The 25,381-nt window shown below is 70.7% G+C and carries 26 protein-coding genes, 1 tRNA gene and 1 pseudogene; 15 read left to right on the top strand and 13 right to left on the bottom strand.

Annotation, left to right across the window (positions count from 1 at the left end; genetic code table 11):
• Positions 1–229 precede the first annotated feature (229 nt).
• Positions 230–1,483: a cytochrome P450 gene (locus ACF059_RS17600; protein ID WP_392057703.1), complete on the top strand. Its 1,254-nt coding sequence runs from the start codon at positions 230–232 to the stop codon at positions 1,481–1,483.
• Positions 1,484–1,532: 49 nt separating this feature from the next.
• Here the strand turns inward: ACF059_RS17600 and ACF059_RS17595 are convergent, their stop codons facing one another.
• Positions 1,533–2,216 (bottom strand): CAP domain-containing protein, encoded by a 684-nt coding sequence (locus ACF059_RS17595; RefSeq protein ID WP_392057699.1) that lies wholly within the window; start codon positions 2,214–2,216, stop codon positions 1,533–1,535.
• 157 nt (positions 2,217–2,373) lie between these two features.
• Positions 2,374–4,401, bottom strand: a complete 2,028-nt coding sequence (locus ACF059_RS17590; protein WP_392057697.1) for a phosphatase PAP2 family protein — start codon at positions 4,399–4,401, stop codon at positions 2,374–2,376.
• A 119-nt stretch (positions 4,402–4,520) separates the two neighbouring features.
• Between ACF059_RS17590 and ACF059_RS17585 the strand changes: the two genes are divergently transcribed.
• Positions 4,521–4,865 carry an antibiotic biosynthesis monooxygenase gene (locus tag ACF059_RS17585; RefSeq protein ID WP_361940984.1) on the top strand — a complete coding sequence of 115 codons (345 nt, stop codon included), beginning with the start codon at positions 4,521–4,523 and terminating at the stop codon, positions 4,863–4,865.
• A gap of 76 nt (positions 4,866–4,941) precedes the next feature.
• Here the strand turns inward: ACF059_RS17585 and ACF059_RS17580 are convergent, their stop codons facing one another.
• The gene (locus tag ACF059_RS17580) at positions 4,942–5,337 is read right to left on the bottom strand and encodes a nuclear transport factor 2 family protein (RefSeq protein ID WP_392057694.1); all 396 of its coding nucleotides are present in this window, start codon (positions 5,335–5,337) and stop codon (positions 4,942–4,944) included.
• A gap of 106 nt (positions 5,338–5,443) precedes the next feature.
• Here ACF059_RS17580 and ACF059_RS17575 point away from each other — a divergent pair, with 106 nt between their 5' ends.
• Positions 5,444–5,965, top strand: a complete 522-nt coding sequence (locus tag ACF059_RS17575; protein ID WP_392057691.1) for a GNAT family N-acetyltransferase — start codon at positions 5,444–5,446, stop codon at positions 5,963–5,965.
• Positions 5,966–5,980: 15 nt separating this feature from the next.
• Here ACF059_RS17575 and ACF059_RS17570 read toward each other — a convergent pair whose 3' ends face one another.
• Positions 5,981–8,050, bottom strand: coding sequence for a DHA2 family efflux MFS transporter permease subunit (locus ACF059_RS17570; RefSeq protein ID WP_392057687.1), 2,070 nt, complete (start codon positions 8,048–8,050; stop codon positions 5,981–5,983).
• A gap of 191 nt (positions 8,051–8,241) precedes the next feature.
• Here ACF059_RS17570 and ACF059_RS17565 point away from each other — a divergent pair, with 191 nt between their 5' ends.
• Positions 8,242–9,312: a peptidoglycan-binding protein gene (locus tag ACF059_RS17565; RefSeq protein ID WP_392057684.1), complete on the top strand. Its 1,071-nt coding sequence runs from the start codon at positions 8,242–8,244 to the stop codon at positions 9,310–9,312.
• A gap of 137 nt (positions 9,313–9,449) precedes the next feature.
• Positions 9,450–10,133, top strand: coding sequence for an HAD-IA family hydrolase (locus ACF059_RS17560; protein ID WP_392057681.1), 684 nt, complete (start codon positions 9,450–9,452; stop codon positions 10,131–10,133).
• Between the two features lie 1,127 nt (positions 10,134–11,260).
• On the opposite strand, the gene ACF059_RS17555 is transcribed toward ACF059_RS17560, so the two are convergent.
• Together ACF059_RS17555 and ACF059_RS17550 are read right to left on the bottom strand one after the other, a co-directional pair.
• On the bottom strand, positions 11,261–11,782 hold the full coding sequence (locus ACF059_RS17555) for a DinB family protein (RefSeq protein ID WP_392058150.1): 522 nt from the start codon (positions 11,780–11,782) through the stop codon (positions 11,261–11,263).
• Positions 11,783–11,993: 211 nt separating this feature from the next.
• Positions 11,994–12,578 carry a TMEM165/GDT1 family protein gene (locus ACF059_RS17550; RefSeq protein ID WP_392057678.1) on the bottom strand — a complete coding sequence of 195 codons (585 nt, stop codon included), beginning with the start codon at positions 12,576–12,578 and terminating at the stop codon, positions 11,994–11,996.
• Between the two features lie 582 nt (positions 12,579–13,160).
• Between ACF059_RS17550 and ACF059_RS17545 the strand changes: the two genes are divergently transcribed.
• The 4 genes from ACF059_RS17545 to ACF059_RS17530 all read left to right on the top strand — a co-directional run bounded on the left by ACF059_RS17545 (position 13,161) and on the right by ACF059_RS17530 (position 17,172).
• Positions 13,161–13,814, top strand: a complete 654-nt coding sequence (locus ACF059_RS17545; RefSeq protein WP_392057675.1) for an HNH endonuclease family protein — start codon at positions 13,161–13,163, stop codon at positions 13,812–13,814.
• Between the two features lie 94 nt (positions 13,815–13,908).
• Positions 13,909–15,597: an alkaline phosphatase D family protein gene (locus ACF059_RS17540; protein ID WP_392057673.1), complete on the top strand. Its 1,689-nt coding sequence runs from the start codon at positions 13,909–13,911 to the stop codon at positions 15,595–15,597.
• Positions 15,598–15,850: 253 nt separating this feature from the next.
• Positions 15,851–16,480, top strand: a complete 630-nt coding sequence (locus tag ACF059_RS17535) for a VTT domain-containing protein (protein ID WP_361940960.1) — start codon at positions 15,851–15,853, stop codon at positions 16,478–16,480.
• Positions 16,481–16,665: 185 nt separating this feature from the next.
• Positions 16,666–17,172, top strand: coding sequence for a hypothetical protein (locus ACF059_RS17530; RefSeq protein WP_392057670.1), 507 nt, complete (start codon positions 16,666–16,668; stop codon positions 17,170–17,172).
• Positions 17,173–17,198: 26 nt separating this feature from the next.
• Here the strand turns inward: ACF059_RS17530 and ACF059_RS17525 are convergent, their stop codons facing one another.
• Positions 17,199–17,423, bottom strand: a complete 225-nt coding sequence (locus tag ACF059_RS17525; RefSeq protein WP_361940954.1) for a DUF2277 domain-containing protein — start codon at positions 17,421–17,423, stop codon at positions 17,199–17,201.
• Between the two features lie 15 nt (positions 17,424–17,438).
• On the bottom strand, positions 17,439–18,092 hold the full coding sequence (locus tag ACF059_RS17520) for a hypothetical protein (protein WP_392057667.1): 654 nt from the start codon (positions 18,090–18,092) through the stop codon (positions 17,439–17,441).
• Between the two features lie 125 nt (positions 18,093–18,217).
• Here ACF059_RS17520 and ACF059_RS17515 point away from each other — a divergent pair, with 125 nt between their 5' ends.
• Entirely contained in the window at positions 18,218–18,292 is a 75-nt protein-coding gene (locus ACF059_RS17515) for a 50S ribosomal protein bL37 (RefSeq protein ID WP_100661309.1), read from the top strand.
• A 46-nt stretch (positions 18,293–18,338) separates the two neighbouring features.
• On the opposite strand, the gene ACF059_RS17510 is transcribed toward ACF059_RS17515, so the two are convergent.
• Positions 18,339–19,316 carry a GTP pyrophosphokinase family protein gene (locus tag ACF059_RS17510; RefSeq protein WP_392057664.1) on the bottom strand — a complete coding sequence of 326 codons (978 nt, stop codon included), beginning with the start codon at positions 19,314–19,316 and terminating at the stop codon, positions 18,339–18,341.
• Positions 19,317–19,400: 84 nt separating this feature from the next.
• Positions 19,401–19,715, bottom strand: a complete 315-nt coding sequence (locus tag ACF059_RS17505; RefSeq protein ID WP_366868689.1) for a 4a-hydroxytetrahydrobiopterin dehydratase — start codon at positions 19,713–19,715, stop codon at positions 19,401–19,403.
• A 412-nt stretch (positions 19,716–20,127) separates the two neighbouring features.
• Between ACF059_RS17505 and ACF059_RS17500 the strand changes: the two genes are divergently transcribed.
• Together ACF059_RS17500 and ACF059_RS17495 are read left to right on the top strand one after the other, a co-directional pair.
• The gene (locus tag ACF059_RS17500) at positions 20,128–20,259 is read left to right on the top strand and encodes a hypothetical protein (protein ID WP_392057661.1); all 132 of its coding nucleotides are present in this window, start codon (positions 20,128–20,130) and stop codon (positions 20,257–20,259) included.
• 535 nt (positions 20,260–20,794) lie between these two features.
• Entirely contained in the window at positions 20,795–21,169 is a 375-nt protein-coding gene (locus ACF059_RS17495; RefSeq protein WP_392057658.1) for a hypothetical protein, read from the top strand.
• A gap of 285 nt (positions 21,170–21,454) precedes the next feature.
• On the opposite strand, the gene ACF059_RS17490 is transcribed toward ACF059_RS17495, so the two are convergent.
• From ACF059_RS17490 to ACF059_RS17480, 3 genes and pseudogenes are all read right to left on the bottom strand, one after another.
• On the bottom strand, positions 21,455–21,931 hold the full coding sequence (locus tag ACF059_RS17490) for a hypothetical protein (protein WP_392058174.1): 477 nt from the start codon (positions 21,929–21,931) through the stop codon (positions 21,455–21,457).
• Positions 21,932–22,035: 104 nt separating this feature from the next.
• A pseudogene (locus tag ACF059_RS17485) lies at positions 22,036–22,146 on the bottom strand (NUDIX hydrolase); the annotation flags it as partial.
• A gap of 403 nt (positions 22,147–22,549) precedes the next feature.
• Positions 22,550–22,624, bottom strand: a tRNA-Val gene (locus ACF059_RS17480).
• Between the two features lie 21 nt (positions 22,625–22,645).
• On the opposite strand from ACF059_RS17480, the gene ACF059_RS17475 reads away from it, so the two are divergent.
• The 3 genes from ACF059_RS17475 to ACF059_RS17465 all read left to right on the top strand — a co-directional run bounded on the left by ACF059_RS17475 (position 22,646) and on the right by ACF059_RS17465 (position 25,355).
• Positions 22,646–23,974 (top strand): hypothetical protein, encoded by a 1,329-nt coding sequence (locus ACF059_RS17475; RefSeq protein ID WP_392058146.1) that lies wholly within the window; start codon positions 22,646–22,648, stop codon positions 23,972–23,974.
• A 607-nt stretch (positions 23,975–24,581) separates the two neighbouring features.
• On the top strand, positions 24,582–25,106 hold the full coding sequence (locus tag ACF059_RS17470) for a DUF4383 domain-containing protein (RefSeq protein WP_361941077.1): 525 nt from the start codon (positions 24,582–24,584) through the stop codon (positions 25,104–25,106).
• Between the two features lie 33 nt (positions 25,107–25,139).
• Positions 25,140–25,355: a zinc ribbon domain-containing protein gene (locus tag ACF059_RS17465; protein ID WP_361940929.1), complete on the top strand. Its 216-nt coding sequence runs from the start codon at positions 25,140–25,142 to the stop codon at positions 25,353–25,355.
• Positions 25,356–25,381 lie beyond the last annotated feature (26 nt).

Genomic DNA, 25,381 nt, shown 5'->3' with positions numbered 1-25,381 from the left:
TCCTGCACTGTGCCGGCGCGGCGGGCCGTCCCGGCGCCCCGCCCGAACTAGTACGCGTTCTAGTTCTCCCCGCAGTCTTATGACCTCACGCCCCGCCACGCAAGGGTCTTGCACGTGCCCTGCACGGTTTCCCCACGCAACAGTTGGCGCCCCGGCCCTTGTCACTTCTAGAACTCGTTACTACCTTCGAGCCACCATCTGATGGGCCGTCAGACCTTGGAGTCGCCCGATGTCCTGCCCCGCGCTGCCCGAAGGCTTCGACGCCACCGACCCCGACCTCCTCCAAAGCCGGGTCCCGCTGCCGGAGTTCGCGCAGCTGCGGCAGACGGCTCCCGTGTGGTGGTGCCCGCAGCGGCGCGGTGTCACCGGCTTCGACGACGAGGGCTACTGGGCCGTGACCCGGCACGCGGACGTCAAGTACGTCTCCACGCACCCCGAGCTCTTCTCCTCCACCGTCAACACGGCGATCATCCGCTTCAACGAGCACATTCCGCGTGATGCGATTGATGCCCAGCGTCTGATCATGCTGAACATGGATCCGCCGGAACACACGCGCGTACGCCAGATCGTGCAGCGCGGCTTCACCCCGCGGGCCATCCGCGGCCTGGAGACGGCGTTGCGCGACCGGGCCCGGAAGATCGCCGAGGAGGCCTCGACGGCGGCCGCCGACGGCAGCTTCGACTTCGTGACGCAGGTGGCGTGCGAGCTGCCGCTCCAGGCCATCGCCGAGCTGATCGGCGTACCGCAGAAGGACCGCGCCAAGATCTTCGACTGGTCGAACAAGATGATCGCCTACGACGACCCGGAGTACGCGATCACCGAGGAGGTCGGCTCGAACGCGGCGATGGAGCTCATCGGCTACGCGATGAACCTGTCGGCGCAGCGCAAGGAGTGCCCGGCCCAGGACATCGTCACGCAGCTGGTGGCGGCCGAGGGCGAGGGCAACCTGGGCTCCGACGAGTTCGGCTTCTTCGTCCTGCTCCTGGCGGTCGCAGGCAACGAGACCACGCGCAACGCCATCAGCCACGGCATGCACGCCTTCCTGACCCACCCCGAGCAGTGGGAGCTGTACAAGCGCACGCGGCCCTCCACGGCCGCGGAGGAGATCGTGCGCTGGGCGACCCCGGTGGTGTCCTTCCAGCGCACCGCCACCCAGGACACCGAACTGGGCGGGCGGAAAATCAAGGCGGGCGACCGGGTGGGGATGTTCTACTCCTCCGCCAACCACGACCCCGAGGTCTTCGAGAACCCGGACGTCTTCGACATCACCCGCGACCCGAACCCCCACCTGGGCTTCGGCGGCGGCGGCCCGCACTTCTGCCTCGGCAAGTCCCTGGCCGTCATGGAGATCGACCTGATCTTCAACGCGCTGGCCGACGCCCTGCCCGACCTGCGCCTGTCCGGCGAGCCGCCGCGCCGCCTGCGCGCGGCCTGGCTCAACGGCATCAAGGAACTCCGGGTCACCAGCCCCGGCAAGGACTGAGCAGGGCGGGGGTACGGGCGCAGGGGGGGCTTCCGGCCGCCCGCGCGCGCTACTTCTCGCACCTGCCGAGCGTGACCACGTACGTGCCCGCGTCGAAGGCCCCCGCTCCTTCGGGATCGGCCGCGCCGCCCCTCGGCGCGATGCCGAACTCGGTCAGGGCCGGGTTGCGGATGATCTCGGCGTGGGTCGGGCTCTGCAGCCACCACCTGACGGCCGCGCGCGGAGTGCCGTTGCCGCCCCACCCGTTGTAGGCGATCTCGTAGCCCTCCCACGAGGTGCCGTTCGCGCAGTACCCGGCGTTCTTGATGCGGGCCGCGATCTGCTCCTGGCCCGTACCGGGCACCTGCGGGTTCTGGTGCGGGTCCTTGCCCTTGCCCCACCACTTCAGGGCCAGCGCGGCCGTCACGTGCTTGTTCGCCGCCTCCCTCAGCTCGGGGGAGTCCGACAGCGGTTGCAGGCCGAGCCGTTGGCGCTCCTGGTTGATGAGGCAGGTCACGCCCTCGGTGGCGGGCAGCACCCCGTACCCGAAGCGGCCCGGGTCGGCGGGGGGCGGTTTGTCGTACGAATCGGCGCTCGCCTCCTGGCAGTGCGGCCACGGCTGGGCGACGGCACCGGTGGCGTGGGCCGCCGGGGCGAGGCAGACGGTCAGAACACCCGCTGCGGCGAGCGCCACCGCGGCGCGGGTGTCCGTCCGCGTACGCGTGCCGGTGCGGGTATGTGTGCGCTTCCTCATGGAGATGTCCCTCTCTCTCCCCGAGGCCAGGTCCTCACGCTCCCCGCACGGGGGAACGGCCTTGGCGCGCCCCTCCCATGATGCGCGCGAGGGGTGCACCGCGCCATCGCGGAACGGGGGCGCCGCACATGCCGCAAGCGGGGCCTACGAACGCGACCTACGAACGCACGCCCGCCGCCGCATCCCGTACGGCCGGCTCCTCCTGCGCACCCGCGGCGGCCCGCTGCACCGGCAGCTTCACCTGCAGCCCCCGCGGCCCGGACAGCGCGTACACGAGCCCGAAGCCGGCGGCCACGACGACCGCACCGCCCACCGCGTCCAGGACCCAGTGGTTGGCGGTGGCGACGATCGCGCAGACCGTGATCAGCGGGTGCAGCGCCCCGAGCAGCTTCTGCCAGCCCTTCGGCGCCAGTACGACGATCACGATGCCGCACCACAGCGACCAGCCGAAGTGCAGCGAGGGCATCGCCGCGTACTGGTTGGAGATCGCGGTCATCGCCCCGTACGAGGGGTTGGCCAGGTCCTGCGGTCCGTGCACGGTGTCGATGAAGCCGAGTCCGGGCATCAGGCGCGGCGGGGCCAGCGGGTAGAGCCAGAAGCCCGCCAGGGCCAGGACGGTGGCCAGACCGAGCGAGGCGCGGGCCCAGCGGTAGTCGCCGGGGCGCCGCCAGTACAGGACCGCGAGGATCGTCAGCGGGACCACGAAGTGGAAGGAGGTGTAGTAGAAGTTGAAGAACGCCTCCACCCACGGCGTGTTCACGACGGCGTGGTTCACCGCGTGCTCGATGTCCAGGCCCAGGGCCCGCTCGATGCCGTGGATCTGGCTGCCGTTGCCCTCGGCGACCGAGCGGCTGGTGGGGGCCGCCGCACGGATGTGCGAGTAGAGCGAGTACCCGACCCGTATCAGCAGCAGTTCCAGCAGCAGGTTGGGCCGGGACAGTACGCGCCGCCAGAACGGCAGCAGCGGCACCCGCGCCCAGCGGGCCGCCGCCGGGCGCCCGTAGTCGGTGGGGACGGGCTCGCGCCAGTACGGCGAGGAGCGCGGCTGGAACGGTACGGCGCAGGCCGCGGCCAGCGCGGTGAGCAGCAGCACGTTGTCGCGTACGGGGGCCAGCGCGGCCAGGTTCGGCAGCAGCACCGCGCTCGGCAGGGTCATGGCGAGGACCACGGCCACCGGCCACACGGGCCGGTCGGCGGCGCGCCGGCCGACCTTCCCGGCGACGGCGAGCAGGACCCACAGCAGCTGGTAGCGCCAGCCGGTCGGGGACACGGCGACGGCCGTGCAGCCGGTGATGGCGACGGCGAGCAGCAGCTGGCCGTCGCGGGCGTAGCGGACCGCACGGCGCAGGCCGATCCAGACCACGGCGCCCGCGAGGGCGGCGTAGAGGAGGATCTCTGCGGGCCCGGTCAGGCCGAGGCGCAGCAGCGCGCCGTGCAGGGACTGGTTGGCGAGGCTGTCGGGGGCGCCGCCGAGGCCGGTACCGGCCAGGTGTTCGACCCAGTACGTCCAGGAGTCGCGCGGCATGGCCGCCCAGGACAGGGCGGTGGCCGCGGCGAAGGTCACGGCGGCGGTCCGCGCGGCGGGGCGGCGCCCGGTCAGCCACAGCAGCGGGGCGAAGAGCAGCAGCCCCGGCTGGAGCGCGGCGGCCAGACCGGCGAGGAGTCCGGCGGGCCGGTCACCGGGGACGCGGAAGACGGCCAGCAGTACCAGCAGCACGGGCAGCACGGCGGTCTGGCCCGGTGAGGCGGCCTCGCGGACGGGCAGCGAGACCATCATCAGGGCGGTGAGCACGGGCGCGGCCAGCAGCGCGGTGCGCCGGGGCACCGGGTCGGCCAGGGCGCGTGCGGCGACGAGCCCGATCGCGGCGACGAACAGCAGCGTCACGCAGGTCCAGGCCACCTCCAGCGACGGGGCGGCGAAACCGGCGAGCGGCTTGAGGACCAGCCCGGCGAAGGGCGTGCCGGCGAATTGGCCGGTGTCGTAGAGCGAGCCGGGCAGACCGCCGGGCAGGTGGAGGCCGCTCAGCCATTCGCCGGGTGGCACCCGTAGCACGACGGCCGCCTGTCTGACGGCGAGGGCACCCGCCAGCGCCCACAGGAGGAGGCGTGCCGCCCCGAGCCTGTTGTCATCGCCTATGACTCCGGCATGTCCGTTCGCACCGCTGTGCTCTGCCGCGTTAGCCACGCCCCGCCGGCCTCCCGCCCTGTTGACCGCAACCCTGACTTCGCCTGGCTGCCGCGCTTCATACCGCGTTTCATTACCTGGACGACGATATCCCGCGCCGGATACCTAGGATGGCCCGCATGAGCATCGTGAAGATCAACGCGCTGACCGTACCCGCCGAGCAGCGGGAAGTGCTGGAGCAGCGTTTCGCCTCGCGGGCGGGTGCCGTGGAGTCCTCGGACGGCTTCGAGTGGTTCGAGCTGCTGCGCCCGGTGGAGGGCACCGACCAGTACCTCGTCTACACGCGGTGGCGCTCGGAGGAGGACTTCCAGGCCTGGATGGAGGGGCCGATGAAGGCCGCGCACCAGGGTGGCGGGGCGCAGGGCGGCGGGGCGGGCGGCGGCGAGCGCCCGAAGCCGGCGGCGTCGGGGTCGACGGTGTGGTCGTTCGAGGTCGTGCAGCAGGCGGCGCCGAAGAAGGCCTAGCGGAGCCCGGCGCCGTGCGGTCCGGGGCGGGGTCCCCGGACCGCAGCGACTTCTCTTCGTCTCGGCTCGGCTCGGCTCAGCTCCAGAAGGTGTCTTCCTCGTCGATGTCCTGGGTGCAGGCGTCGATGTCGGTGATCTTGCCGCCGACGATGGTGAAGAAGAGGCCTTGCTGGACCTCGATGCCCCGGTCGCCCCGGTCGCCGCGGGCCGTGTGGAACGCCATGACGTGGCCCCGGCCGTCCGCCAGCACCGCGTGCAGCTCGGCCTGGAAGGTGCCGTTCGTCTCCTCCGCCAGCCTGCGGTAGAGGTCGAGGACGGCCTCCCGCCCCTTGTGGTGTCCGGACAGCGGGTTGTTGCCGGGGACGTGGTGGATGACGTCGGCCGTAAACAGCGTGCTCAGCGTCTCCAGGTCGCCCTTGGCGAAGGCTTCGTAGCCACGGCGGACCAGGACGGCGTCAGGATGCTGGGACATGGCGCTCACACCCTCCATTTGTGCTATTTACCCTTTTCCTCATCATCGGCCCGTGCCTGTGGATATTCCAACGCACGCCCTCCGTCCCGGACTCCACAATGACGCCATGAACACTCACCCGAACGCTCAACTGTCCCTCACTGAGGCCGTCACCTGGACCGTGACCCCCGAGCCCTACGACACCCCGGACGCCACGCTCCTGCGCCGCGCGTACTACGCGGAGGTCGCAGGCCGGTACTGGAAACGCCAGGTCACCGAAGCCGAGATCGACCAAGGACTGCTCGACTTCCCGGACGAGGGGCTCACCCCGCCGACGGGCCGGTTCGTCGTCGGCCGGCTGGACGGCGAGCCCCTGGCCTGCGGCGGCATACGACTCCTGGACCCCGCCACCGCCGAGCTCACCCGCGTCTACGTCGACCCGCGCGCCCGCGGCACCGGCGGCGGGGCCGCGCTGCTCGAGGTCCTGGAGGCCGAGGGCCGCGCCCTGGGCGCGGAACGCGTCCGCCTGGATACCCGGTCGGACCTCGTGGAGGCCCGCGCGTTGTATGCGCGGCACGGGTATGCGGAAATACCCGCCTACAACTCCGGCCCCTATGCCGAGCACTGGTTCGAGAAACACCTCGCGTGACTTCTCAGACCCTCACTAGTGCAGGGCGTGGTCGCGCCGCGGGGCGGCGTCGTAGGGCTCCTCGGTGTCGGATCCGCACAGCTCGCTGTTCAGCTCCTGGACCAGCTTGACCAGGTCGGTCGGCCGGTCCGGGCCCCACCAGTCACCGAGCAGTTCGGCGAGGGACTCCTGCCGGGCCTCGGCCAGCTTCACGGCGGCCGCGCGCCCCTTGTCGGTCATCACCAGCGGCAGCCCGTCCCGGACGGCGAGCCCACGCTCCTCGATCTGGCGCGCGGCCTCCGTGATGGCCCTCAGCGGCACGTTGGTGCGCTCGGCAAGGATCGCGGGCTCCGCGGACCCGTACTTGTTGATCCGCAGCAGGAGCCAGCTCGCGGCGGGCAGCAGGTCGAAGCCGGCCTTCTCGGTGATCTTCTCGTAGACGTGGCGGCGCCCCTCGCGGGTGCCGAGCACCGACAACGCGCGGGCCACCTCGTCGTGCGAGGAGCGCTCGACCGGATTGGAGGCCAGGGTCTCGGTCACATCGGGTGCCGTGACCGAACCGCGGAGCTTGTCCTCCTTCAGGAACCAGGCGACGAGGAAGGCGACGAGGACGACCGGCACGGCGTAGAGGAAGACGTCGGTGATGGAGGTGGCGTAGGCGTCGAGCACGCGGGGGCGCAGCTCGGCGGGGAGTGCGCCGATGGCCCGCGGATCGGCCTCCAGCTGCGCGGCGCCCGCACCGGGCGGCAGCGGAACGCCCGCGAGGGCGGTGGCCAGCTTGTCGTCGAGCCGGTTGGTGAAGATCGTGCCGAAGATCGCCACACCGAAGGAGGCGCCGATCGAGCGGAAGAAGGTGGCGCCGGACGTGGCGACGCCCAGGTCGGCGTAGCTGACCGCGTTCTGCACGACCAGGACGAGCACCTGCATGACCAGTCCGAGGCCCGCACCGAAGACGAAGAAGTAGGCGCTCATCTCCCAGGTCGAGCTGGTGCGGTGCAGCTGGTGCAGGAGGAGCAGGCCGACGGCGGTGACGGCGGTACCGGCGAGCGGGAAGACCTTCCAGCGGCCGGTGCGGCTGACGATCTGGCCGGAGACGGTGGAGGAGATCAGCATGCCGAGCACCATCGGCAGCATGTGGACGCCCGACATGGTCGGCGAGACGCCCTGGACGACCTGGAGGAAGGTCGGCAGGTAGACCATCGCACCGAACATCGCGAAGCCGACGACGAAGCTGATCGCCGAGCAGAGCGTGAAGGTGCGGATGCGGAACAGCCGCAGCGGCAGGACCGGTTCGGCGGCCCGCCGCTCCACGAAGAGGAAGGCGACGAGCAGCACGGCGCCGAGGACGGCGAGCCCGATGATCCGGGCCGAGCCCCAGCCCCAGGTGCCGCCGAGGGAGGCGACGAGCACGAGGCAGGTGGCGACGGAGGCGATGAGGAAGGTGCCGAGGTAGTCGATGGTGTGCTTCGAGGGGCGCGCCGGGATGTGCAGGGCGGCCGCGATGACGAGCAGCGCGGCCAGACCGATGGGGAGGTTGATGTAGAAGACCCAGCGCCAGGACAGGTGGTCCACGAACAGGCCGCCCAGCAGCGGGCCCAGCACGCTGGTCGCACCGAAGACGCCACCGAAGAGGCCCTGGTACTTGCCGCGCTCGCGGGGCGGGACGATGTCGCCGACGATCGCCATCGACAGCACGATCAGTCCGCCGCCACCCAGGCCCTGCAAGGCGCGGAAGCCGATGAGCTGGGGCATGTTCTGCGCGAGCCCGCACAGCGCCGACCCGATGAGGAAGAGGACGATGGCGTACTGGAACAGCTTCTTGCGTCCGTACTGGTCGCCGAGCTTGCCCCACAGAGGGGTCGCCGCGGTGGAGGCCAGCATGTAGGCGGTGACGACCCAGGACAGGTGCGCCATGCCTCCGAGGTCACTGACGATCGTCGGCAGCGCGGTGGACACGATGGTCTGGTCGAGTGCGGCGATCAGCAGGCCCAGCAGCAGGGCACCGATGGAGACGAGCACCTCGCGGGGGGTGTGCTCGGGGGCGGGGCCGGACTTGCGCGGGCCGGAACCGGGGTCCACGGCCTCCGTGGTCACATCCTGAGCCATCGACTCCTCCTCAGGCCGGATCAACATCTCCATCCTGAGCGGTGTGTCCGGTTATGGCCTCTCGGGCGGGTTGGGAGGGCTCCGGCGGGTCTGCATAATCGCAGGCAAACGGCCAGGGAGGAATTCCAGTGAGCGGTGAGCACTGTCCACAATGCGGCGCCATGAGTGCCGGCTGCGGGTGCGCGCCGGGTGTGGGTTTCAACCCCCTGCGCATCCGCCCGTACGTGACGCTGCCCGACCCGGGCGAACCGGACGAGCCGGCGCCCCCGCCGTCCATATCGAGCGTGGTGACCCCGGCCCCCCACCCCACGGCGGCACAGAACGACACCCCGCCATACGGAACACCTGTACCGCCACCGCCCGGCCCATGGCAGGACGGCCCGTGGCAGGCGGGCCCGTGGCAGGCCACGCCGGAGCACCCGTCGAGCCCGCCCGGCTCGACGACCGAGACGACCGAACTCCATTCGATCCCGCACGCCGCCCACCCGCACGGCGGCGCCACGCAGGTCGGCGGTGGCATGGGCACCATTGCGGTCGGTGACGCCACCGCCATCACCGACACCAACGGAACCGCAAACGGGAGCGACACCGGGAACGGCACTGGCACCGGCACCGGCACCGGCACCGGGAACGGAAACGGGAACGCGAACTGGGGCGAGGGAGGGGGTGGGGGCGGGGGCGGGGGCCCGGAGAAGCGGACCGGCGGCCGCCCGGCCTCCCGACGCCCACTGGCCCTGCTGATCGCCGCCGCGGCGGTGGTCGCCCTGAGCGGGACGGCCGTAGCCGTGTGGGTGCTGCCTAGTTCGGCGGGGAGCGATTCCGCCCTGCGGGACGCGAAGGCGTCGGCGCCCGCGGTGAGCGCCGCCCCGACCGCGCCGACCGCCTCCCCGACCCCGGGCAGCGCGTCCCCGTCGGCCTCCCCGTCGCCCAGCCCCTCGAAGTCGGCGTCACCTTCCCCGTCGCCGAGCCCGTCCCGGTCGTCGGCGCCGCCTTCCCCGAGCCCGTCGCCGAGCGCGAGCCGCTCCGCCAGCCCTTCGGCCCCGCCGGCCGCGTCCGGCCCGACCTTGCGGTACGGCGATTCGGGTCCGGAGGTGCAGAAGCTCCAGCAGTTGCTGACGGCTCGGGGTCTCTACGACGGCAAGATCAACGGAAAGTACGACTGGCGGGTGGAGAACGCCGTGTCGACCTTCCAGTACAACAACGACATCGATGAGGAATGGGGCGTGTACGGCCCGATCACCCGCCGGGCGCTGGAGGGGTAGCGGGGCGGGCTTTCCACCGATTGGCGCGGACCCCCCTTCGTTTTGTATCGTGTAGGAACAAAGTGGTTCCGTCCTCACTCCCTGACCGGTGGACGGAACCACTTGTTCTCTTTCCCGCCCTGTCTGGAGCCCCGCCGATGTCGGCCAGCACCACCACCGCACCCGTCGTCCTCACCGCCAAGGCCCTGCTCCTTGACATGGACGGCACCCTCGTCAATTCCGACGCGGTGGTCGAACGCTGCTGGAGCGAGTGGGCGGTGTCGCACGGACTGGACCCCCAGGAGGCCCTGAAGGTGGTCCACGGCCGCCAGGGCTACGCCACCATGGCCGTGCTCCTGCCGGAGCGCCCGATGGAGATCAACCACGCGGAGAACGCGGTGATGCTGGCCCGCGAGACGGCCGACACCGACGGTGTGGTCCCGATCACGGGCGCCCCGGCGTTCATGGCGGCGATCACCGGCCTGCCGCACGCCCTGGTCACCTCCGCCGACGCCGCCCTGGCCACGGCCCGCATGACGGCCGCCGCCCTGCCGATGCCCGAGGTACGGGTCACGGCCGAATCCGTCCAGGTGAGCAAGCCGCACCCCGAGGGCTTCCTCAAGGGCGCAGCCGCGCTCGGCGTGGACCCGGCCGACTGCATCGTCTTCGAAGACTCGGCCGCAGGCATCGCCGCCGGCCGGGCCGCGGGCATGCGCGTGATCGGCGTGGGCCCCCGCGCGGCAGCCCACACCCCCACGGCCCACGTCCCGGACCTGACGCACCTGACCGTAACGACGACCCCCGACGGCTCGATCCAGCTGACGGTACGGCCGGCGAACTAAGCCGGGCAGGCTTCGGGGGCGGGAGCCCCGCGGGCGGCATCAGAGATGCGTATGGGGGTTTCCCGTCAGTCTCATCGTCTCTCCGTGTCGGGCCGGCCCCTCAAGGGCGCTCCCTACGGTCGCGTCGCTACGCGATGGCCTTCGGCCACCCTTGACCGACCGTCCCGCCCCGGACATACGAAGACTGCCGGGAAACCCCCAAAGGAACGGGCCGGGCCATCCATTACAGGGACGGGCAGCGTGGGACCACCGACCTGGGCGCTGGCCGGACGGTCCGCGAGGCGGGCCGATCGTCATCGGATCGCCGGGTCGGGGGTGACGCGTCAGATCGCTACGCGCTTCTCATCTCTCAGCGTCCGACGGCCGTCCGGGGCTGGACATAGGCCGCCCACGAGTCTTCGATGTCTACGAAGACGGCGTCTGACGGCTGTCTGGGGAGGTCCAGGCACCAGAGCGTGGCTATTCCGAGCCGTATCCGGGTCAGCGTGGGTGGGCGGTCGGAACGGCCGTTCTTTTGTCCCAATTGGGGATGTATGTCCGCCGGTTGTGGGGAGTGGGGTCGCTCTGATGGGAGTACAGCTCGGCTGAGGCGAGGAATCGACGCCCACGACCCTCCACCAGCCCCCTGCCGGCCCTCTCCACCACAAACGACCGGCAGTCGCCGTCGTCGGGGACCGTGTAGCGATCTGTGGCGGCCTATGTCCAGCCTAGGACGGGCGTCGGACGCTGAGAGATGAGAAGCGCGTAGCGATCTGACGCGTCACCCCCGACCCCGGGTCCCCGGGAGGTGGGGCCGCTCCTGGAGATCCGGCCGCCGGCGCCCAACCCGTGCATCGCGACCCTCCCCGCCCCTAGACCAGAAGACCCGGCCCGTTCCTTTGGGGGTTTCCCGGCAGTCTTCGTATGTCCGGGGCGGGACGGTCGGTCAAGGGTGGCCGAAGGCCATCGCGCAGCGACGCGACCGAAGGGAGCGCCCTTGAGGGACCGGCCCGACACGGAGAGACGATGAGACTGACGGGAAACCCCCAAGACCTCTCTGATGCCGCCCGCGTGGCTCCCGCCGACCCGAAGCCACCCCATCCTTCCCGCTCCCGCCCGCCGAAGCCCGCCCCCGCGAAGCCCCGCCCCTACTGCCCCCGGCGCCCGTCGACGCGTTCCCGTAGGAAGTCCGCGTGGCCGTTGTGGCGGGCGTACTCCTCGATCATGTGGACCAGGACCTCGCGGAGTTCGACCGGCTCGCCGTCGCTGTCACCTGCGACGTCGAGGCTGGGGGCCTGCTCGACGAGGTGTTCGGCGAAGGCGACTTCGGCTCGCCAGGTGGTCCAGGCGTCCGCGACCACCGTCGGGTCGGCCACCGCGCCGGTGAAATCAGCCGTGGGGTCTTCCTCCGAGCGGTAGTGCCGGCGTACGTCCTGGCCCGCCATGACCTGCCTGAACCAGTACTGCTCCACGCCCGCGAGGTGACGTACGAGACCCAGCAGGGACAGATTGGACGGTTCCACCGAGCGCCGCGCGAGGGCCTTCGCGTCGAGTCCCGCGCACTTGAGCTCCAGCGTCAGCCGCTGGTCGCGCAGGTAGCCGACGAGTACGGCACGCTCCCCCTGGAACCCTCCGTCGGTACGGGGGTCGTCGTCGGGGTGCACAAACATGTTGGACCAGCCGAACTGCGGATCCGCATCAGACGAAGGCGACGGAGAGGGCGAAGACGAGTGCGCGGGCTCGTCCGAGGCGCTGGTGGGGGCCGTGGTGTCAGTCACCGCACGAGGGTGCCCCGTGCGCGTTCCCGCCGCAACGACATATCCGCCCCGCCGCCTACCCCTACCCCCCGCCCCTGCCCCCACCCCAGGCCCCACCCCGCCCCTACCCCCCGATCGCCTCGTACAGCGAGAACGCGCCCAGCGCCGCCATCACCGCGGCCGCGATCTTGATCACCAGTCGCAGCGGCACGTACTTCATCAGCGTCCGTCCACCCAGGATGCCGATGCCGGCGACCGCCCACAGGGCCAGCACGGCGCCGATGCCGACAGAGATGGGGTCCTCGTACCGCGCGGCGAGGTTGGCGGTCATGATCTGGGTCAGGTCGCCGAACTCCGCCACCAGGATGAGCATGAAGCCCGCCCCTGAGACCTTCCAGAAGGACTGGTCGGCGGGCGCCTTGACCTCCTCGCCCTCCCCGTCGTCCTTCTTCAGGAGCAGCATGAGCGCCCCCGCGAAGAAGAGGACGCCGACGATGCCCTGGACGAGCCGGTGCGGGAGCAGGGTGAGGACGCTGCCTGCGGCGATGGCGAGGGCCACGTGGACGGCGAAGGCGGCGGCGATGCCGGCAAAGACGTACGAGGCGCGGTAGCGGGTGCCGAGCAGCAGGCTGGCGAGGGCCGTTTTGTCGGGGAGTTCGGCGAGGAAGACGACTCCGAAGGCGATCGCCATGATGCTGAAGCTGAACACGGGAAGGGAACCTCAATCGGTCGGGCAGGACGCCATCGGTACCGAGAGACCTGTTGAACGCATTCGGGGGTCGCTTCGGCTCGGCGGCGCCCTGGGGTGCGTGTGCGCGTACGAGAACGCGCCTACGCCTGAACAGGACACTGCGGCCGAAGGTCTCGCTGGCCGACCGCTGTCCGCGGCCTGCCTCCGGGCGCCGGCTGGTGTGACCCAGCAGTATGTCGACGGTCCGGCGAAGAGCTACTCCCCTTCTGCTCCGTACACGGTACGCGAGGTCGGTGGGCGACCGGAAGGGGACTTTGGTCCCGTCTGACCTCCCGGCCCTGATCCCCGGACGCGTCCGGTCCGCTGACGGACGCCCGCGCAGCTGCCCCCGCCCTCGCCCCACCAGCCCCCTTCGCCCCTCTCCCCCCACCACCGGAATTACAACTTCCCCTTAAATCCGGCACGTTGAACTCTTGATGTGACGTGCTCATGTCGCCACGCTGTCATCTGGCGCCCATCCCCTCGAAACCCGGCGCCGCCATCCTGGCCACGCCCCGCCGGGGCCGCACGGCCGATCCCCCCGCACCCAGGGAGTCCCTCATGGCACTCATACCCAGCATCTACGCGCGTCGATTTGGCGTGCTCGCGTCAGCGGCGGCCCTCGCCGCGCTCACCACCCTCGTGAACGCCCCCGCCGCCCAGGCCGCCCCGCCCACCCCCATCAGCGCCTCGGCCGCCCGCACGTACCTGGCGACGGTCACGCCGAAGGCCGAGGGTTCCAGCACCGGCTACAGCCGTGACCTCTTCCCGCACTGGAGCACCGTCTCCGGTACCTGCAACACCCGCGAGACCGTCCTCAAGCGGGACGGCGTGAACGTCGTCCAGGACTCCTCCTGCGCCGCGATCAGCGGAAACTGGTACTCCGAGTACGACGGCGCCACCTGGACCGCCGCCTCCGACCTCGACATCGACCACGTCGTCGCGCTCTCCGAGGCGTGGCGTTCCGGTGCCAGCTCCTGGACCACCAGCAAGCGCCAGCAGTTCGCCAACGACCTCACCCGCCCGCAGCTCATCGCGGTCACCGACAACGTCAACCAGGCCAAGGGCGACCTCGACCCCGCGGAGTGGATGCCGTCGCGGACCGCGTACCGCTGTACCTACGCGCGGATGTGGGTCCACGTGAAGCAGTACTGGGGCCTGAGCATGGACTCCGCCGAGAAGACGGCCCTGGTGAACGTCCTGAACGGCTGCTGACCCAGCCGGTCGATCTTTCCCCCGTCAGGGGGAGGCGTGGCTCCCCCTCTCCGTCGTACCGTGATCGAAGGGGACACGGAGGAGGGGGAGTTACATGGCCGGACTGCGTCTGGGGCCGCTGCTGCGCTACGTCGACTGGGATACGGGCGGTTCGGCGACCATATGGGTCGAGGCGGACCGGCCGTGCACGGCCGAGGTGCGGTGCGCCGACGGGGCGGGTGGGAGTGTTCGCACCTTCCAGATAGCCGGGCACCACTACGCCTTGGTGCCGGTGACCGGTCTGACTCCCGGTGCGACGACGGCGTATGAGGTGCTGCTCGACGGCCGGCAGGTGTGGCCGCTGCCCGGCAGCGGCTTCCCGCCGAGCACGATCAGTACGCCGGCGGTGGCAGGCCCCGGCCGGCTCGCTGCCGACCGGTCCGCTGCCGGCCGGACCGCTCCCGGGCTGCGCGTCACCTTCGGATCGTGTCGTCAGGCCGCGCCGCCCGCCGGCCGGCGTGGGCCGCACGGCGCTGACGCGCTCGACACCCTCGCGTCGCGGCTGGCCGCCGACCCGGAGGCGGTGCGTCCGGACGTCCTGCTGCTCCTGGGCGATCAGGTGTACGCCGATGCGCTGTCGCGGGAGACCAAGGAGTGGCTCGCGGCCCGGCGGGACTTGCGGGATGCGCCCGGAGCCCAGGTCGCGGACTACGAGGAGTACACCCGGCTGTACTACGAGTCCTGGCTCGACCCCGAGATCCGCTGGCTGCTGTCGACCGTGCCCAGCCTGCACATATTCGACGATCACGACGTCATCGACGACTGGAACACGAGCGCGGCGTGGCTGGAGGAGATGCGGGCGACGCCGTGGTGGCGGGAGCGGGTGCTCAGCGGTCTGATGTCGTACTGGGTGTACCAGCACCTGGGCAATCTCTCGCCCGCCGAGCTGGCGCAGGACGGGCTGTACGGGGCGGTGAGCCGGACCCCGGACGGTACGGATGAGCTGCGGGCCTTCGCGTCCGCCGCGGATGCCGATCCCGCCTCTGTGCGCTGGAGCTACCGGCGTGACTTCGGCCGGACCCGGCTGCTGATGGTGGACACGCGGGCGGCGCGGGTGCTGGCCGAGGACGGGCGGGCGATGCTCGATCCGACGGAGGAGCAGTGGCTCCGGGAGAACGCCTTGGCCGGGCATGGCGGTTATGACCATTTGCTGATCGGCTCCTCGCTGCCGTGGCTGATGCCGCCGCTGATCCATGATGCCGAGACGTGGAATGCCGCCTTGTGTCGTGGGGAGCGCGGGCCGCGGTGGGCGCGGATCGGTGAGAATCTGCGCCGGCGCAGCGATCTGGAGCACTGGGCGGCCTTTCCTGCCTCGTTCGCGGCGCTGACGGATCTGATCGAGGAGGTGGGGACGGGTCCGCGGGCGCCGGCGACGGTGTGCGTGCTGTCGGGGGACGTGCATCACGCGTATGTGGCCGAGCCTCGAATACCGAGTACGGCGCGCGTGTTCCAGCTGACGTGCTCGCCGGTTCACAATTCCATTCATACCGTGGTGAAGTGGGGCTTCCGGCTGGGCTGGTCGCGGACGGGCCGGTGGCTGGGGCGCGGTTTCTCCGTGCACGGGCGGACGGGGCGGCCGCCGTTGAACTGGCGTCGTACGGGCGGGCCGTGGTTCGGGAATCAGCTGATGACGCTGGCGTTGTCGGGGCGCGGCGCGCGGCTGTGGCTGGAGCAGGCGCGCAAGGAGCGGGGAGCGGCGCGGCTGGTGACGGTGCTGGACCGGGAGCTCACCGGCGCGGAGTAGCGGCATGCGCCGTGCCTCGAGGCAGGTGGCCGGGCCGGTGCGAGGCTGCGTGGAGGCTGCTCGGCAGCGGCGGCTGCGGAGTTGACGCGGCGGCGGCCGCGGGGTGACGTGGCGGTGGCTTGGAAGTCGCCCCGGGCGTCCGGGGTGGCGCCGTCGGGCGTACGCTGTATGGCTGTCAGCCGCTCCTGCCGCTCCCCCGCGACGTCGCGGCGCTTCATGCCGCAGCACGTCAACCGGACTGGGGAGTCCCGCTTTGTTTGAGACTTTGGGGTCGCTGACCGCGAGCCCATGGATCTACGCCCTGGTGGCGGTGTCCGTCGTGCTCGATGTCTTCCTTCCGGTGCTGCCGAGCGGGGTTCTGGTGATCACCGCTGCGGCGGCCGCGGCGGCTGCCGGGGCGGCGGGACCCGTGCCGGTACCGGTGCCCGCTCAGGTGCCGGACATCCTGCTGCTGCTGGTGATCGCCACGACGGCGTCAGTGCTCGGTGACATGGCCGCGTTTCGGCTGGCGCGGCGCGGCGGGGCGCGGCTCGACCGGGCCATCGCCCGCTCCCGCCGCCTGACCCGGGCCCATGAGCGCCTCGGTACGGCTCTGGCGCGCGGCGGCGGCGCCCTGGTGGTGATCGCTCGTTTCGCCCCGGCCGGGCGTTCGGTGGTGTCGCTGGGTGCGGGCAAGACGCAGCGCAGGGTGGCGGAGTTCTTGCCCTGGTCGGTGCTGGCGGGCATGGCCTGGGCCGGGTACAGCGTGGCCCTGGGCTATTTCGGGACGCAGTGGCTGGGCACCCAGTGGCTCGGCACGGCGCTCTCGATCGTCGCCCTGTTCGCCGCGGGCGCCCTGGCGGCGTTCCTCGTACGCCGTCCCCTCCCGGCGGCGGCGGCCTGAACCCCCGGGCGCCTGCTCGACCTCTCCCTCAGGTCCCCCGGTCGGAGCAGTGGCTCACCCGTTCACCCGGCCCCGATCGCCGCCCGGGTCCTGGGCTCCTAGCGTCCACTGCACGGTGCGCAACCGAATCCGCGTCACATCCGTGCCCTGGCCGCGCCGTTTCGAGGAGCCGAGGAGTTCACTCCATGCCCGTCAAACCGCTCGCGAAGCCGCCCGCCGCACCGCGCCGCCTGATGACCGTCGCAGCCGCGACCCTGGTCCTGGCCGCCGCCGCTCCCGCCACGCTCGCCTACGCCTTCCCCTCCGCCACCGTCTCCCCCACGAGCGTCGCCCCGGGCGGCCGGGTCGCCCTGAGCGTCGACGGCTGCGGCACCCGGGTCGCCAGGGCCACGTCGACCGCCTTCGGCGAGGTCCGGCTGAGCCCCGGCAACGCGGACTCCGGCACCCTCTTCGCCAGCACCACCGTCTCGCGCAACGCCACCACGGGCACGCACCGCGTCACCTTCGAGTGCGGCGGCCCCGGCGGTGAGCGCGTCACCGCCTCCCTGTACGTCTCGCCGGGCGCCGCGCGCGGCGGGACGGGCGGCAGCGTGGGCTCGATGAGCACGGGCCAGATCGCAGTGGGGGGCGCCCTCGCCGCGAGCGCGCTCGGCGCCGGCGTGTGGGTGCTGATGCGCCGCCGCACGACGTAGCCCCGAACGAGGTAGCCCCGTACGGCTCACGCCGGGGCGGCCTGCCCCCGTACGTGTACGCCGTCGAGCAGGTCCCGGGTGGCCTCCGCGACCGCGTCCACGGCCGCCTCGAACACCTCGCGGTTGTGCGCGGCGGGCACCCGGAACCCGGACACCTTCCGTACGTACTGCAGGGCGGCGGCCCGGATCTCCTCCTCGGTCGCCTTCTCGGGGATCGCGGGCGGGCGCAGGGTCTTAATGGAGCGGCACATACTCCTACTATCCCGCTACCGGGGCAGCTCGGCGCCCGACAACTTCATGATCAGTCCGGCCTGGAGGCGGGCCCTCAGCCCGGCGTCCTCCACGGTGTCCAGCAGCTCGATGGCCTGCTGAGTCGTCTCGGCGGCCCGCCGGTCGTCGCGCAGCGCGGCGGTCTGGTCGGCCATGTGCCTGAGCGCGAGGTCGGCCCGCCGATGGAACAGCTGCCCGATCAGGGTCGTGACCAGCCCGAACGAGCCAGTCACGATCCCGAGGTACAGCTCCCCGCCGGCCTCGGCCTTCGCCACGGCCAGCGCCACCCCGCAGAGCAGGATCGCCGCCCCGATCCCGGCGAACCGCTGGCTGGTCGCGAAGCTGCTGCGCGCCTGGGTCAGCCCGTAGGCGTAGTACTCGACGAGGAGCGGCGTGAAGTCGTCCCGCCGGTCGGCGAGTCGCGGGGCGGAATGCCGGATGCCGCCGACGTCGTCGAACGTCGAAGCGCCGGGCAGCACGGACGGCCCGGCCGGCTCGTCCCGTTCCCCGAGGCGCTCCCATATCCGCGCCCGTTCCTCGCCCCGCCTGCGCTCGAAGCCGGCCCCCAGGGCCCGCTCGGTCATCACCAGCACCCCGGCGGCCGCGACCACGGCCGCGCCCACCCCGCCCCACGCGAGCCAGTCGCCCATCCTTCGACGATCCCACGCCCCAACGCCGCGGCCAAGCCCCCATGACCTCACCGCACATGCGGACAAACCAGCCCGAACCTAGACTGACGAAGGCATGAACACCACCGACGAGGGAGTCCTCCACCATGGCCAAGCGAGGCAACAAGCGACGTGCACGCAAGAAGAAGAAGGCCAACCACGGCAAGCGCCCCAACGCCTGACCCAAAGACCCCCGACCTTGACCGGCCGGGGGTCTTTCCCGTCCGCTTACTCCGCTCGGAACTTGGAGTGCCTCATATCCAGATAGCCGTACTTACGTTCGGCATAGGCCGGACTGTGAATGGCCAGAGCAGCTCGGGCCAGTCCGACGTCCGCAAACGAGCGGCTCTTCAGACCTGGCGGATATTGCTTCTCGTAGGCGAGTGCGTCGTCATGACGGTCGCGCAGGATCTTCGCCAGTTCCCGAAGGTCGTCCAGACCGCTCCACGGCAACTCGGAAATGAATTCCGACACCGCCGTCTCACTCGCGTGTTTGCGGTCCGGATACTGCCGCCGAAACAACGCCCGCACCGTATCGCTGTTAATGGCCGAATCGAGGATCTCCTCACTCTGGAGGACCTCCCGCTCAGCACGGGCTGCCGAATGTGCGGCGTCCCGGTTCAGCGTCTGGAACTGCCGGTCGGCCACATACAGGAGACCGCTCAGCGCATGGAAGTCACGCACCAGGTCGGCGGGGATGCTCTCCTCGTTCTTGTAGGCCAGGTGGTGCGAGATGTTCGCCCAGGCGTCCATCAGGATCGTACGCACCTGGACTTCGAACTTGATGTCCTTGATCTCGTCATACCGGGGACCTGAGAGCGCGGCGGAGAGCCGGCAGATGTAGTGATGCGACATGTACCCAAAGGAGGAGGCATCCCCCTGAGTGACCTTGTCCTCCTCCGAGAGGACATCGAAAGTCCGATTGAGTAGCTCCTGCAATTTCGGCAGATCACTCAGGAAGAGGCACACCAGCCGCACCCCCACCAGGTCCTCAGACTCCACGAACGGATCGGCATACGACTTCCGCTCGACCTTTTCAAGAAAGCTCTCGACGGACTTCACCCGCGCGGTAACGGAGTGAATCTTCACTTTCTGGAGGCTCGAGAGCGCCTTTTCCAGGGAGTGGGTGACCTCTGTCTTCAGAGCCTCGTAGTGAGGTGCATTAGCCAAAAACTCCTGCTTTATCTCCGCACGCCCTGTCGCCATGGCGGCCATCGTAGGGACCGGCCGCCCGGACCGCGAGGGGTTCCCGCACATCCGGCCGCCGGCCTCCTCCGCGTCCGTACGGGCTCAGTCCAGCGGAATCGCCTGGTGCGCGGCCACGATCTCGTCGATGCGGTGCGCCAAGTCGAAGTCCGCGGCGCTCAGCCGGTTCCCGGCGTCATGCGTCGTGATCGAGGCACGCAAACTGTCGCTGCGCAGGTCCAGATCCGCCTGATGCCGGATCCGCCGCGACCGGTCCGCGATCGTCACGATCGCGGCCACCGCAGCGTGATACCCGATGGGGTACGTCCGGACGATCGCGTCGCCCTGCTGCTCCCACCCCGGCAACTCGGCCAGCCCCTCGGCAATCTCCTCGTGCGACAACGGCTTCGCAACGCCCATGTCAGCTCCCCTCATCAACGGGCACCAGAACCCCAACAAGACCCCTCCTACCCCGGCATCGCGCCAAGGCCACATCTCCCGTTCCAGAGGCAGCAGTTCACGACGCCACCCTGGACCGGGACCCCACTCGCGCCCTACCTGCGCCGAGAGAGGAGAGGCCAGCCACCGGGGGTTACTCGCAGACCGTCGTCCCGATGAACATGTCGTGACCGACAACAACAGGCGGGACTCCAAGGGCCCGCGACTCGGCCATTGCCGCCGACGGGTCGACGGGACCACTCAATGCCGCCACCTGGAGCCGGGCCGATCGACCGGCACCACGGTCACCGTCGCGGCGACTGCCAGCACTACGGCCCGGAGGGGCCGATCGCCAGCATCCCGAAGCCCAAGGGCTGAGGCGTAGGCTCCGCGCATGAATGAGTGGATCGATCCCCGGTACGCGGCCCTCGTCGAGACGATGCGCGTGCAGGCCAACCAGGAGACCAGCCGCCAGGGGCTCGCCGCCGTGCGCGGATTCGTCGTGGCGGACCCTGAGGAGAACTAGTCCACGCCATCCCCCGCCAGACCCCCTTCCGGCCGAGGCCATCCCTGATCCCAGGATGTCGGGCGGCGCACCTCAGGCGCGCGTGGGAAGTGGGCCAGCCCCGCTCCCGCGGCAACTCCGGAGGAGAAGTGACCTCTTAGTGGATTCGCAGACAGAAGAAGGCCCCTTGGTCGATCGTGACTGAGGGGCCGAAACAAGCTCTCACCTACCACTTCCGGCTGTGGGCGCGGACGGTTTCGAACCGCCGACACTGCTTTGCGAGCTCGCCCGCAAGTCCGGCGCGACTTGCCCGCCGCGGTTTTGGCGCCCCGAGAGTTCATCGGAAGCTGCAGACGTCTGCCGTCGTTGCTGTCACCCTTGGATGTCAGCCATTGCCCATGCGCGGCCCGTGCGCCCGTGCCCTCATGCTGCCCTCTTGCACGTCCCACCCAACGCCCTCACCGTGGGCACGGTCAGCTCGCGTTCTCACGACGCAAGGGGAGGGCTACACAGAGTGACTTCAGTGACGCCTTGGGCCATAGAAACCTTCGGAGCCGTGGCAGGTCCGCTGGCCAAGACGATCCCGGCCAGCCTCGTCGAAGCGCACTCCAGGGCTCGCCACGCTCATGAGCAAGTCCGCACGCAGACCAAAGAAGCGTACGGCCATGGTCTCCACGCGGCACAGTACGAGACGCTTGCCGCCGGCCTGACACCACTCGACGGCTCATCCTCCCTACGCATACAGGGCAGGACGGTGATGGTCATCGGCACCCACGCCATTCTGCCGATTCTCTACGCGAAAAGGGATGTTCCGGTCACGGCTGCGCGCCTCGCCAAGGCCTACGGCCCCCGCGCGGACCTGATTCGACGTCACGGCCCGGAGCCGATGCAACTGAAGCTCGACCTCGACCTGGAGGAGCTCGACGAGTAGCACATCCATCCGGACGTAGCGCTCCTCCCACCAGACCTGCGGTTAGTCATCGTGGCGTACGCCTGCTCGGTCGAACAAGGCGTGATGCGAGTCGAGTGGGGCTCGGCAGAACTGCGTGACGACCACTACCTCGTGTGGCACCACCACGAACCACTCCTCCCGCTGACCAGGCCACGCGCCGCCTAATCGCTCGGGCCTAATGAGATCGGTACCGACGCGGAGCGGCCACACCGGCCTACGCCACATCGTGCAGCAGCTGCTCCCCACCCGCCCACTCTTACCGCGCTAGTTGCCTGTGGATGCGAGGGCGATGCGGTTGGCGTTGATACGGGCTGCCAGGTCGTCCAGTAGGCAGGTTATCCGGGCTTCAGGGAGTGGCTTGAAGTCCAAAACCTCACGGTCTTGGGGGATGTAGTCAAAGGGGTTGACGTCCCATCCCGGGATCTCGCTCCAGCCTGCTTGAACATCGGCCGCATGCCCATCCGTTGAAGAGACGCGTAGCCATGCCGTGCATTGGTCTGCGAAGTCGTAGGGCAGGTAGGCGGTACCACCCAGGCTGCGAAGCCCCTCAATCTGAATCATCCACTGCTCCAGCAGGCGCGAGAGTGCTCCGCCCAGGTCGTCCGTGTCGGTCGGAGAGAGGTCCATCGAGAGGTAGGACGAGTCGCACAGGTGCTCAAAGGTGTCGATGGTCAACTTGAGGTCGTCATAGGAGCGCGCCTCGGGGAGGCGATCGAGGCGCTGGGCAACGTCAGCTGGCACAGCCGATCCTTCACTTTGTTCTGGTGGGGAGATGGCGCCCGTCGGGGCTGCGGACGTGGGGTCCGCAACGTCCAGGGCGTCCAGAGACGGATCGCGAAGACCTCGGAGTCGGCTCGGCGGATGGCAAGGATTCGGCCGTCCTCGCGCAGCACTGCCCCGGCGACGGACACGGAGTGCAGTGGGCTTGGCTTGGCCTGCCGGGAACCCGTGCTCATGTAACGGGAGCATAGGAGGAAGAGAAGGACTATGGGCCGCAGGAGAAGAGCGACTGCGTGTTCATCACGGGAACCGGGCGGCCCGTCGAGCCGCGGGATGGCTACCGGCCTTTACCTGCGGCGGTCAGGATGCTGGGCTCTGGGTCGTCCGGCTGGACGACGCTCGGCGCGGGACCGGGACCCTGGTGGCCGCCGTCGGTGTCCGCCCCAGGCGGGGGTGGGGAGGCTGGGGCGCGCTCAGAGTGCCGACGCGATGAACGTCTGGGCTCACGTCGACCCTTGGGGGCCATCGGGCACAGGGACCGGGTGTTGAGGCGGCGGTCCGGGCTCACGGCTCGCTCCCGCTGGTGTCAGAACTGGATGCGAAAGGCCCCCCGCCGTGATCGGCGGGGGGCCTTTTCGCTGGTGGGCGCGGACGGTTTCGAACCGCCGACATCTGCTTTGTAAGAGCAGCGCTCTACCCCTGAGCTACGCACCCGTGGATGAGTGGACAGCCTACATGGCGGGCACACCACCCACGCAAACCCGTTCCCGTGGGGGACAATGGACCGGGGCTTCGCGGACGCGGCACGGGAGAGGGATTGTGACGACGGCATCCCGGCGGTGGTTCGGTGGGCGGGACGAGAGTCGGCGGGCGGATGCGCAGGCGGCGAAGGATGCCGCCGCCGCCGCGTTCTACGAGCTGGACACGGCGCAGCGGGATCTGCGGATCTCCATCGAGACGATCGCCGCCGCGGACGGGTCGGCAGCGGGGCGGCAGGCGGTCGAGGGGTTCGCGGCGCTGGGGCGGCGGATCGACGAGGTCAGCCACCACTACATCGAGGCGGTCGACGCGCACGACCTGGACCGGCCCGAGCTGGACGGGGCCGTGGCCGCGCGGGCGCGCGAGCAGCTGACCCGGGCGCGCGACGAGCTGGTGCGGGTACGGGGCGAGCTGGAGCGGTTCGCGCAGGGGCTGCAGCCGCTGCTGGACAGGGCCGAGACGCAGCTCGCGCGGGTCGCGCCGGCCCGGGAGCGGGCCAGGGCCGCGCTGATCGCGGCCAGTGACGCGCTGGACGCCGTACGGGCCAAGGGGATGCGGGCCGATGATCTGGCAGCGCGGCTGGCCGCGCTGGGGCCGGAGCTGACCAAGCTGAACCAGGGTGCGGCCCTGCACGGGGTGCAGGAGACCGTGCAGCGTGCCGACCGGATCCTGCGGGACGCGGAGGCGATACGGGCCGAGGCGGCGCGGCTGCCGGAGCGGGCGGCGGAGATCGACCGGCGGCTGGTGAGCCTGCGCACCCGCGCGCAGGCGTTGCGCAACCGGGCGGACCGGGTGGATCCGGTGCTGAGCGAGCTGCGCAGGAGGTTCACGGCCGCGTGCTGGCAGGACCTGCAGCACGTACCGGACCAGGCCCTACGGGACGTCGCGGAGGCCGAGGACCGGCTGTTCGAGGCGGGCCGGGCGCGGGACGAGCAGCGCTGGGGCGACGTGGGGACGCTGATCGAGGCGGTCCGCGGGGCGCTGGAAGCCACGGACGAGGCGGTGTCGGCGGCGCAGGACCGGCTGACGCGGCTGGAGGCAGTGGCGCGGGATCCGCAGGCGGAGGTGGACCGGACGCGGTTCGCGATCCGGGATGCGCAGCGCCTGGCGATGGAGGGGCGCACTGTGCCGGATCCGCGGCACGCGCGGCCTCTGGACGAGGCCGTGGCGCGGGTGGGCCGGGCGCGGGAGGCCCTGGAGGGGCGGCATCCCGACTACTGGCACTTCCTCCAGGAGATGGAGGAGGTACGGGTGGCCGTGGCCCGGGTGGTGGCCGACATCCGGGGACAACGAGCCGCAGGGTGAGTCCGGGCAGCGGGCCCGCGGGGGCCGGGGTGAAGCCCTGCCCGTAGTCCGCGACGGGCGGCGGCGGGGTGCGCGGCGGCGCGTAGGCCACGTCGGGCGGCTGCGGGGCCTGGACGCGCGGGGGCGGCGTGGGGCCGGGGCGGGCGCGGGCCGCTGCCCGAGCGGCGGCTGGCCGGGGCGCGCAGTCGCCGGACACCCAGCCGCACCGTGCGGGCGCCGCCGGGCGACCAGCCGCGCAGTGTCGGCGGAGTTGTCGGGGGTCCGGGAGCGGCGGATGCTGGAGGTTCCGGGAGTGGACGCGTACGGGTTCCGGGCATGGGGGTTCGCGTACGGAGTCCGCTGGCGGATCGTCGGAGACGGAGCAGAGGAGGGCGGTATGGCAGCCCATACGTCTCACACGTCCCACACCTCCCACAGGTCCAGGATCTTTCACAGGCCGCGTGCGCGCCGTGCGCCGCAGGCGCCGCCTCCCGTACCGCACGCCTCCTACGTGCCGCACGCGCTCTACGGGTGCACCGAGCCCCATGAGCACTACGCGCCGTTCATGCCCCATGAGCCGCATGCGGCCGCCCAGCCGCAAGAGACCTCCCACGGATACCTGCAGCGCATGCTGCATCCCGTCAACGCCCGGCTCGACGAGCACCTGCCCGCCGATCACAAGCTGAGCAAGGTCTACCGGGTCGGCGCCGGTCTGACCGGGCTGCTGCTGGTCGCCTTCGGCATCCTGGGGCTCATCGACCGGATCGGGTTCTTCGACACGGGCGGGGACACGGTGCTCGCGCTGAACACCAACGGCGCGCTGAGCGTCCTGTCGATCTGCATCGGGGCGCTGCTGTTCACCGGGATGGTGATCGGCAAGACCTTCGCCTCCACCCTGAACATCGTGCTCGGGGTGGCCTTCATCCTGAGCGGCTTCGTCAATCTCGCCCTGCTGGACAGCAGCTTCAACTTCCTGGCGTTCCGGATCCAGAACGTGCTGTTCAGCTTCGTCGTCGGCGTGATGCTGATGTGGTTCGGGATGTACGGGCGGGTGGGCAGCGCCCTGCCGCACGACAATCCGTACTGGCGCGCCCGACACCCCGAGCAGGCGGCCCGGGAGCAGCGGGTTCGCAGAGGCGTGGGGCGGGCGTAGTCCGCGGGCCGTTCGGCTGCGTAGCCTGTGCGCATGCCTCGCTACGAATTCCGCTGCCGGACCTGTGACGACACCTTCGAGGTCAGCCGTCCCATGGCCGAGTCCTCCGCGCCCGCCGACTGCCCCGCCGGGCACGCCGACACCGTCAAGCTGCTGTCCGCCGTCGCGGTGGGCGGGAGCAGCAGTGCCCCCGCGCCCGCCCGGCCGGCGGGCGGCGGGGGCTGTTGCGGTGGAGGCGGCTGCGGCTGAGGAGGCAGCCGTACGGGCCTGAGGGC

It is taken from the genome of Streptomyces sp. NPDC016562 (assembly GCF_043076955.1).
Classification (GTDB): Bacteria; Actinomycetota; Actinomycetes; order Streptomycetales; family Streptomycetaceae; genus Streptomyces.
This window is presented reverse-complemented; position numbering and strand designations above follow the sequence as displayed.

Bases quoted from the DNA above. Each gene is read 5' to 3' on its own strand.
- ACF059_RS17600 (WP_392057703.1), top strand. From the start codon at position 230: ATGTCCTGCCCCGCGCTGCCCGAAGGCTTCGACGCCACCGACCCCGAC.
- ACF059_RS17595 (WP_392057699.1), bottom strand. From the start codon at position 2,216: ATGAGGAAGCGCACACATACCCGCACCGGCACGCGTACGCGGACGGAC.
- ACF059_RS17585 (WP_361940984.1), top strand. From the start codon at position 4,521: ATGAGCATCGTGAAGATCAACGCGCTGACCGTACCCGCCGAGCAGCGG.
- ACF059_RS17580 (WP_392057694.1), bottom strand. From the start codon at position 5,337: ATGTCCCAGCATCCTGACGCCGTCCTGGTCCGCCGTGGCTACGAAGCC.
- ACF059_RS17575 (WP_392057691.1), top strand. From the start codon at position 5,444: ATGAACACTCACCCGAACGCTCAACTGTCCCTCACTGAGGCCGTCACC.
- ACF059_RS17570 (WP_392057687.1), bottom strand. From the start codon at position 8,050: ATGGCTCAGGATGTGACCACGGAGGCCGTGGACCCCGGTTCCGGCCCG.
- ACF059_RS17560 (WP_392057681.1), top strand. From the start codon at position 9,450: ATGTCGGCCAGCACCACCACCGCACCCGTCGTCCTCACCGCCAAGGCC.
- ACF059_RS17555 (WP_392058150.1), bottom strand. From the start codon at position 11,782: ATGTTTGTGCACCCCGACGACGACCCCCGTACCGACGGAGGGTTCCAG.
- ACF059_RS17545 (WP_392057675.1), top strand. From the start codon at position 13,161: ATGGCACTCATACCCAGCATCTACGCGCGTCGATTTGGCGTGCTCGCG.
- ACF059_RS17540 (WP_392057673.1), top strand. From the start codon at position 13,909: ATGGCCGGACTGCGTCTGGGGCCGCTGCTGCGCTACGTCGACTGGGAT.
- ACF059_RS17530 (WP_392057670.1), top strand. From the start codon at position 16,666: ATGCCCGTCAAACCGCTCGCGAAGCCGCCCGCCGCACCGCGCCGCCTG.
- ACF059_RS17525 (WP_361940954.1), bottom strand. From the start codon at position 17,423: ATGTGCCGCTCCATTAAGACCCTGCGCCCGCCCGCGATCCCCGAGAAG.
- ACF059_RS17520 (WP_392057667.1), bottom strand. From the start codon at position 18,092: ATGGGCGACTGGCTCGCGTGGGGCGGGGTGGGCGCGGCCGTGGTCGCG.
- ACF059_RS17510 (WP_392057664.1), bottom strand. From the start codon at position 19,316: ATGGCGACAGGGCGTGCGGAGATAAAGCAGGAGTTTTTGGCTAATGCA.
- ACF059_RS17505 (WP_366868689.1), bottom strand. From the start codon at position 19,715: ATGGGCGTTGCGAAGCCGTTGTCGCACGAGGAGATTGCCGAGGGGCTG.
- ACF059_RS17500 (WP_392057661.1), top strand. From the start codon at position 20,128: ATGAATGAGTGGATCGATCCCCGGTACGCGGCCCTCGTCGAGACGATG.
- ACF059_RS17475 (WP_392058146.1), top strand. From the start codon at position 22,646: ATGGCGGGCACACCACCCACGCAAACCCGTTCCCGTGGGGGACAATGG.
- ACF059_RS17470 (WP_361941077.1), top strand. From the start codon at position 24,582: ATGCTGCATCCCGTCAACGCCCGGCTCGACGAGCACCTGCCCGCCGAT.
- ACF059_RS17465 (WP_361940929.1), top strand. From the start codon at position 25,140: ATGCCTCGCTACGAATTCCGCTGCCGGACCTGTGACGACACCTTCGAG.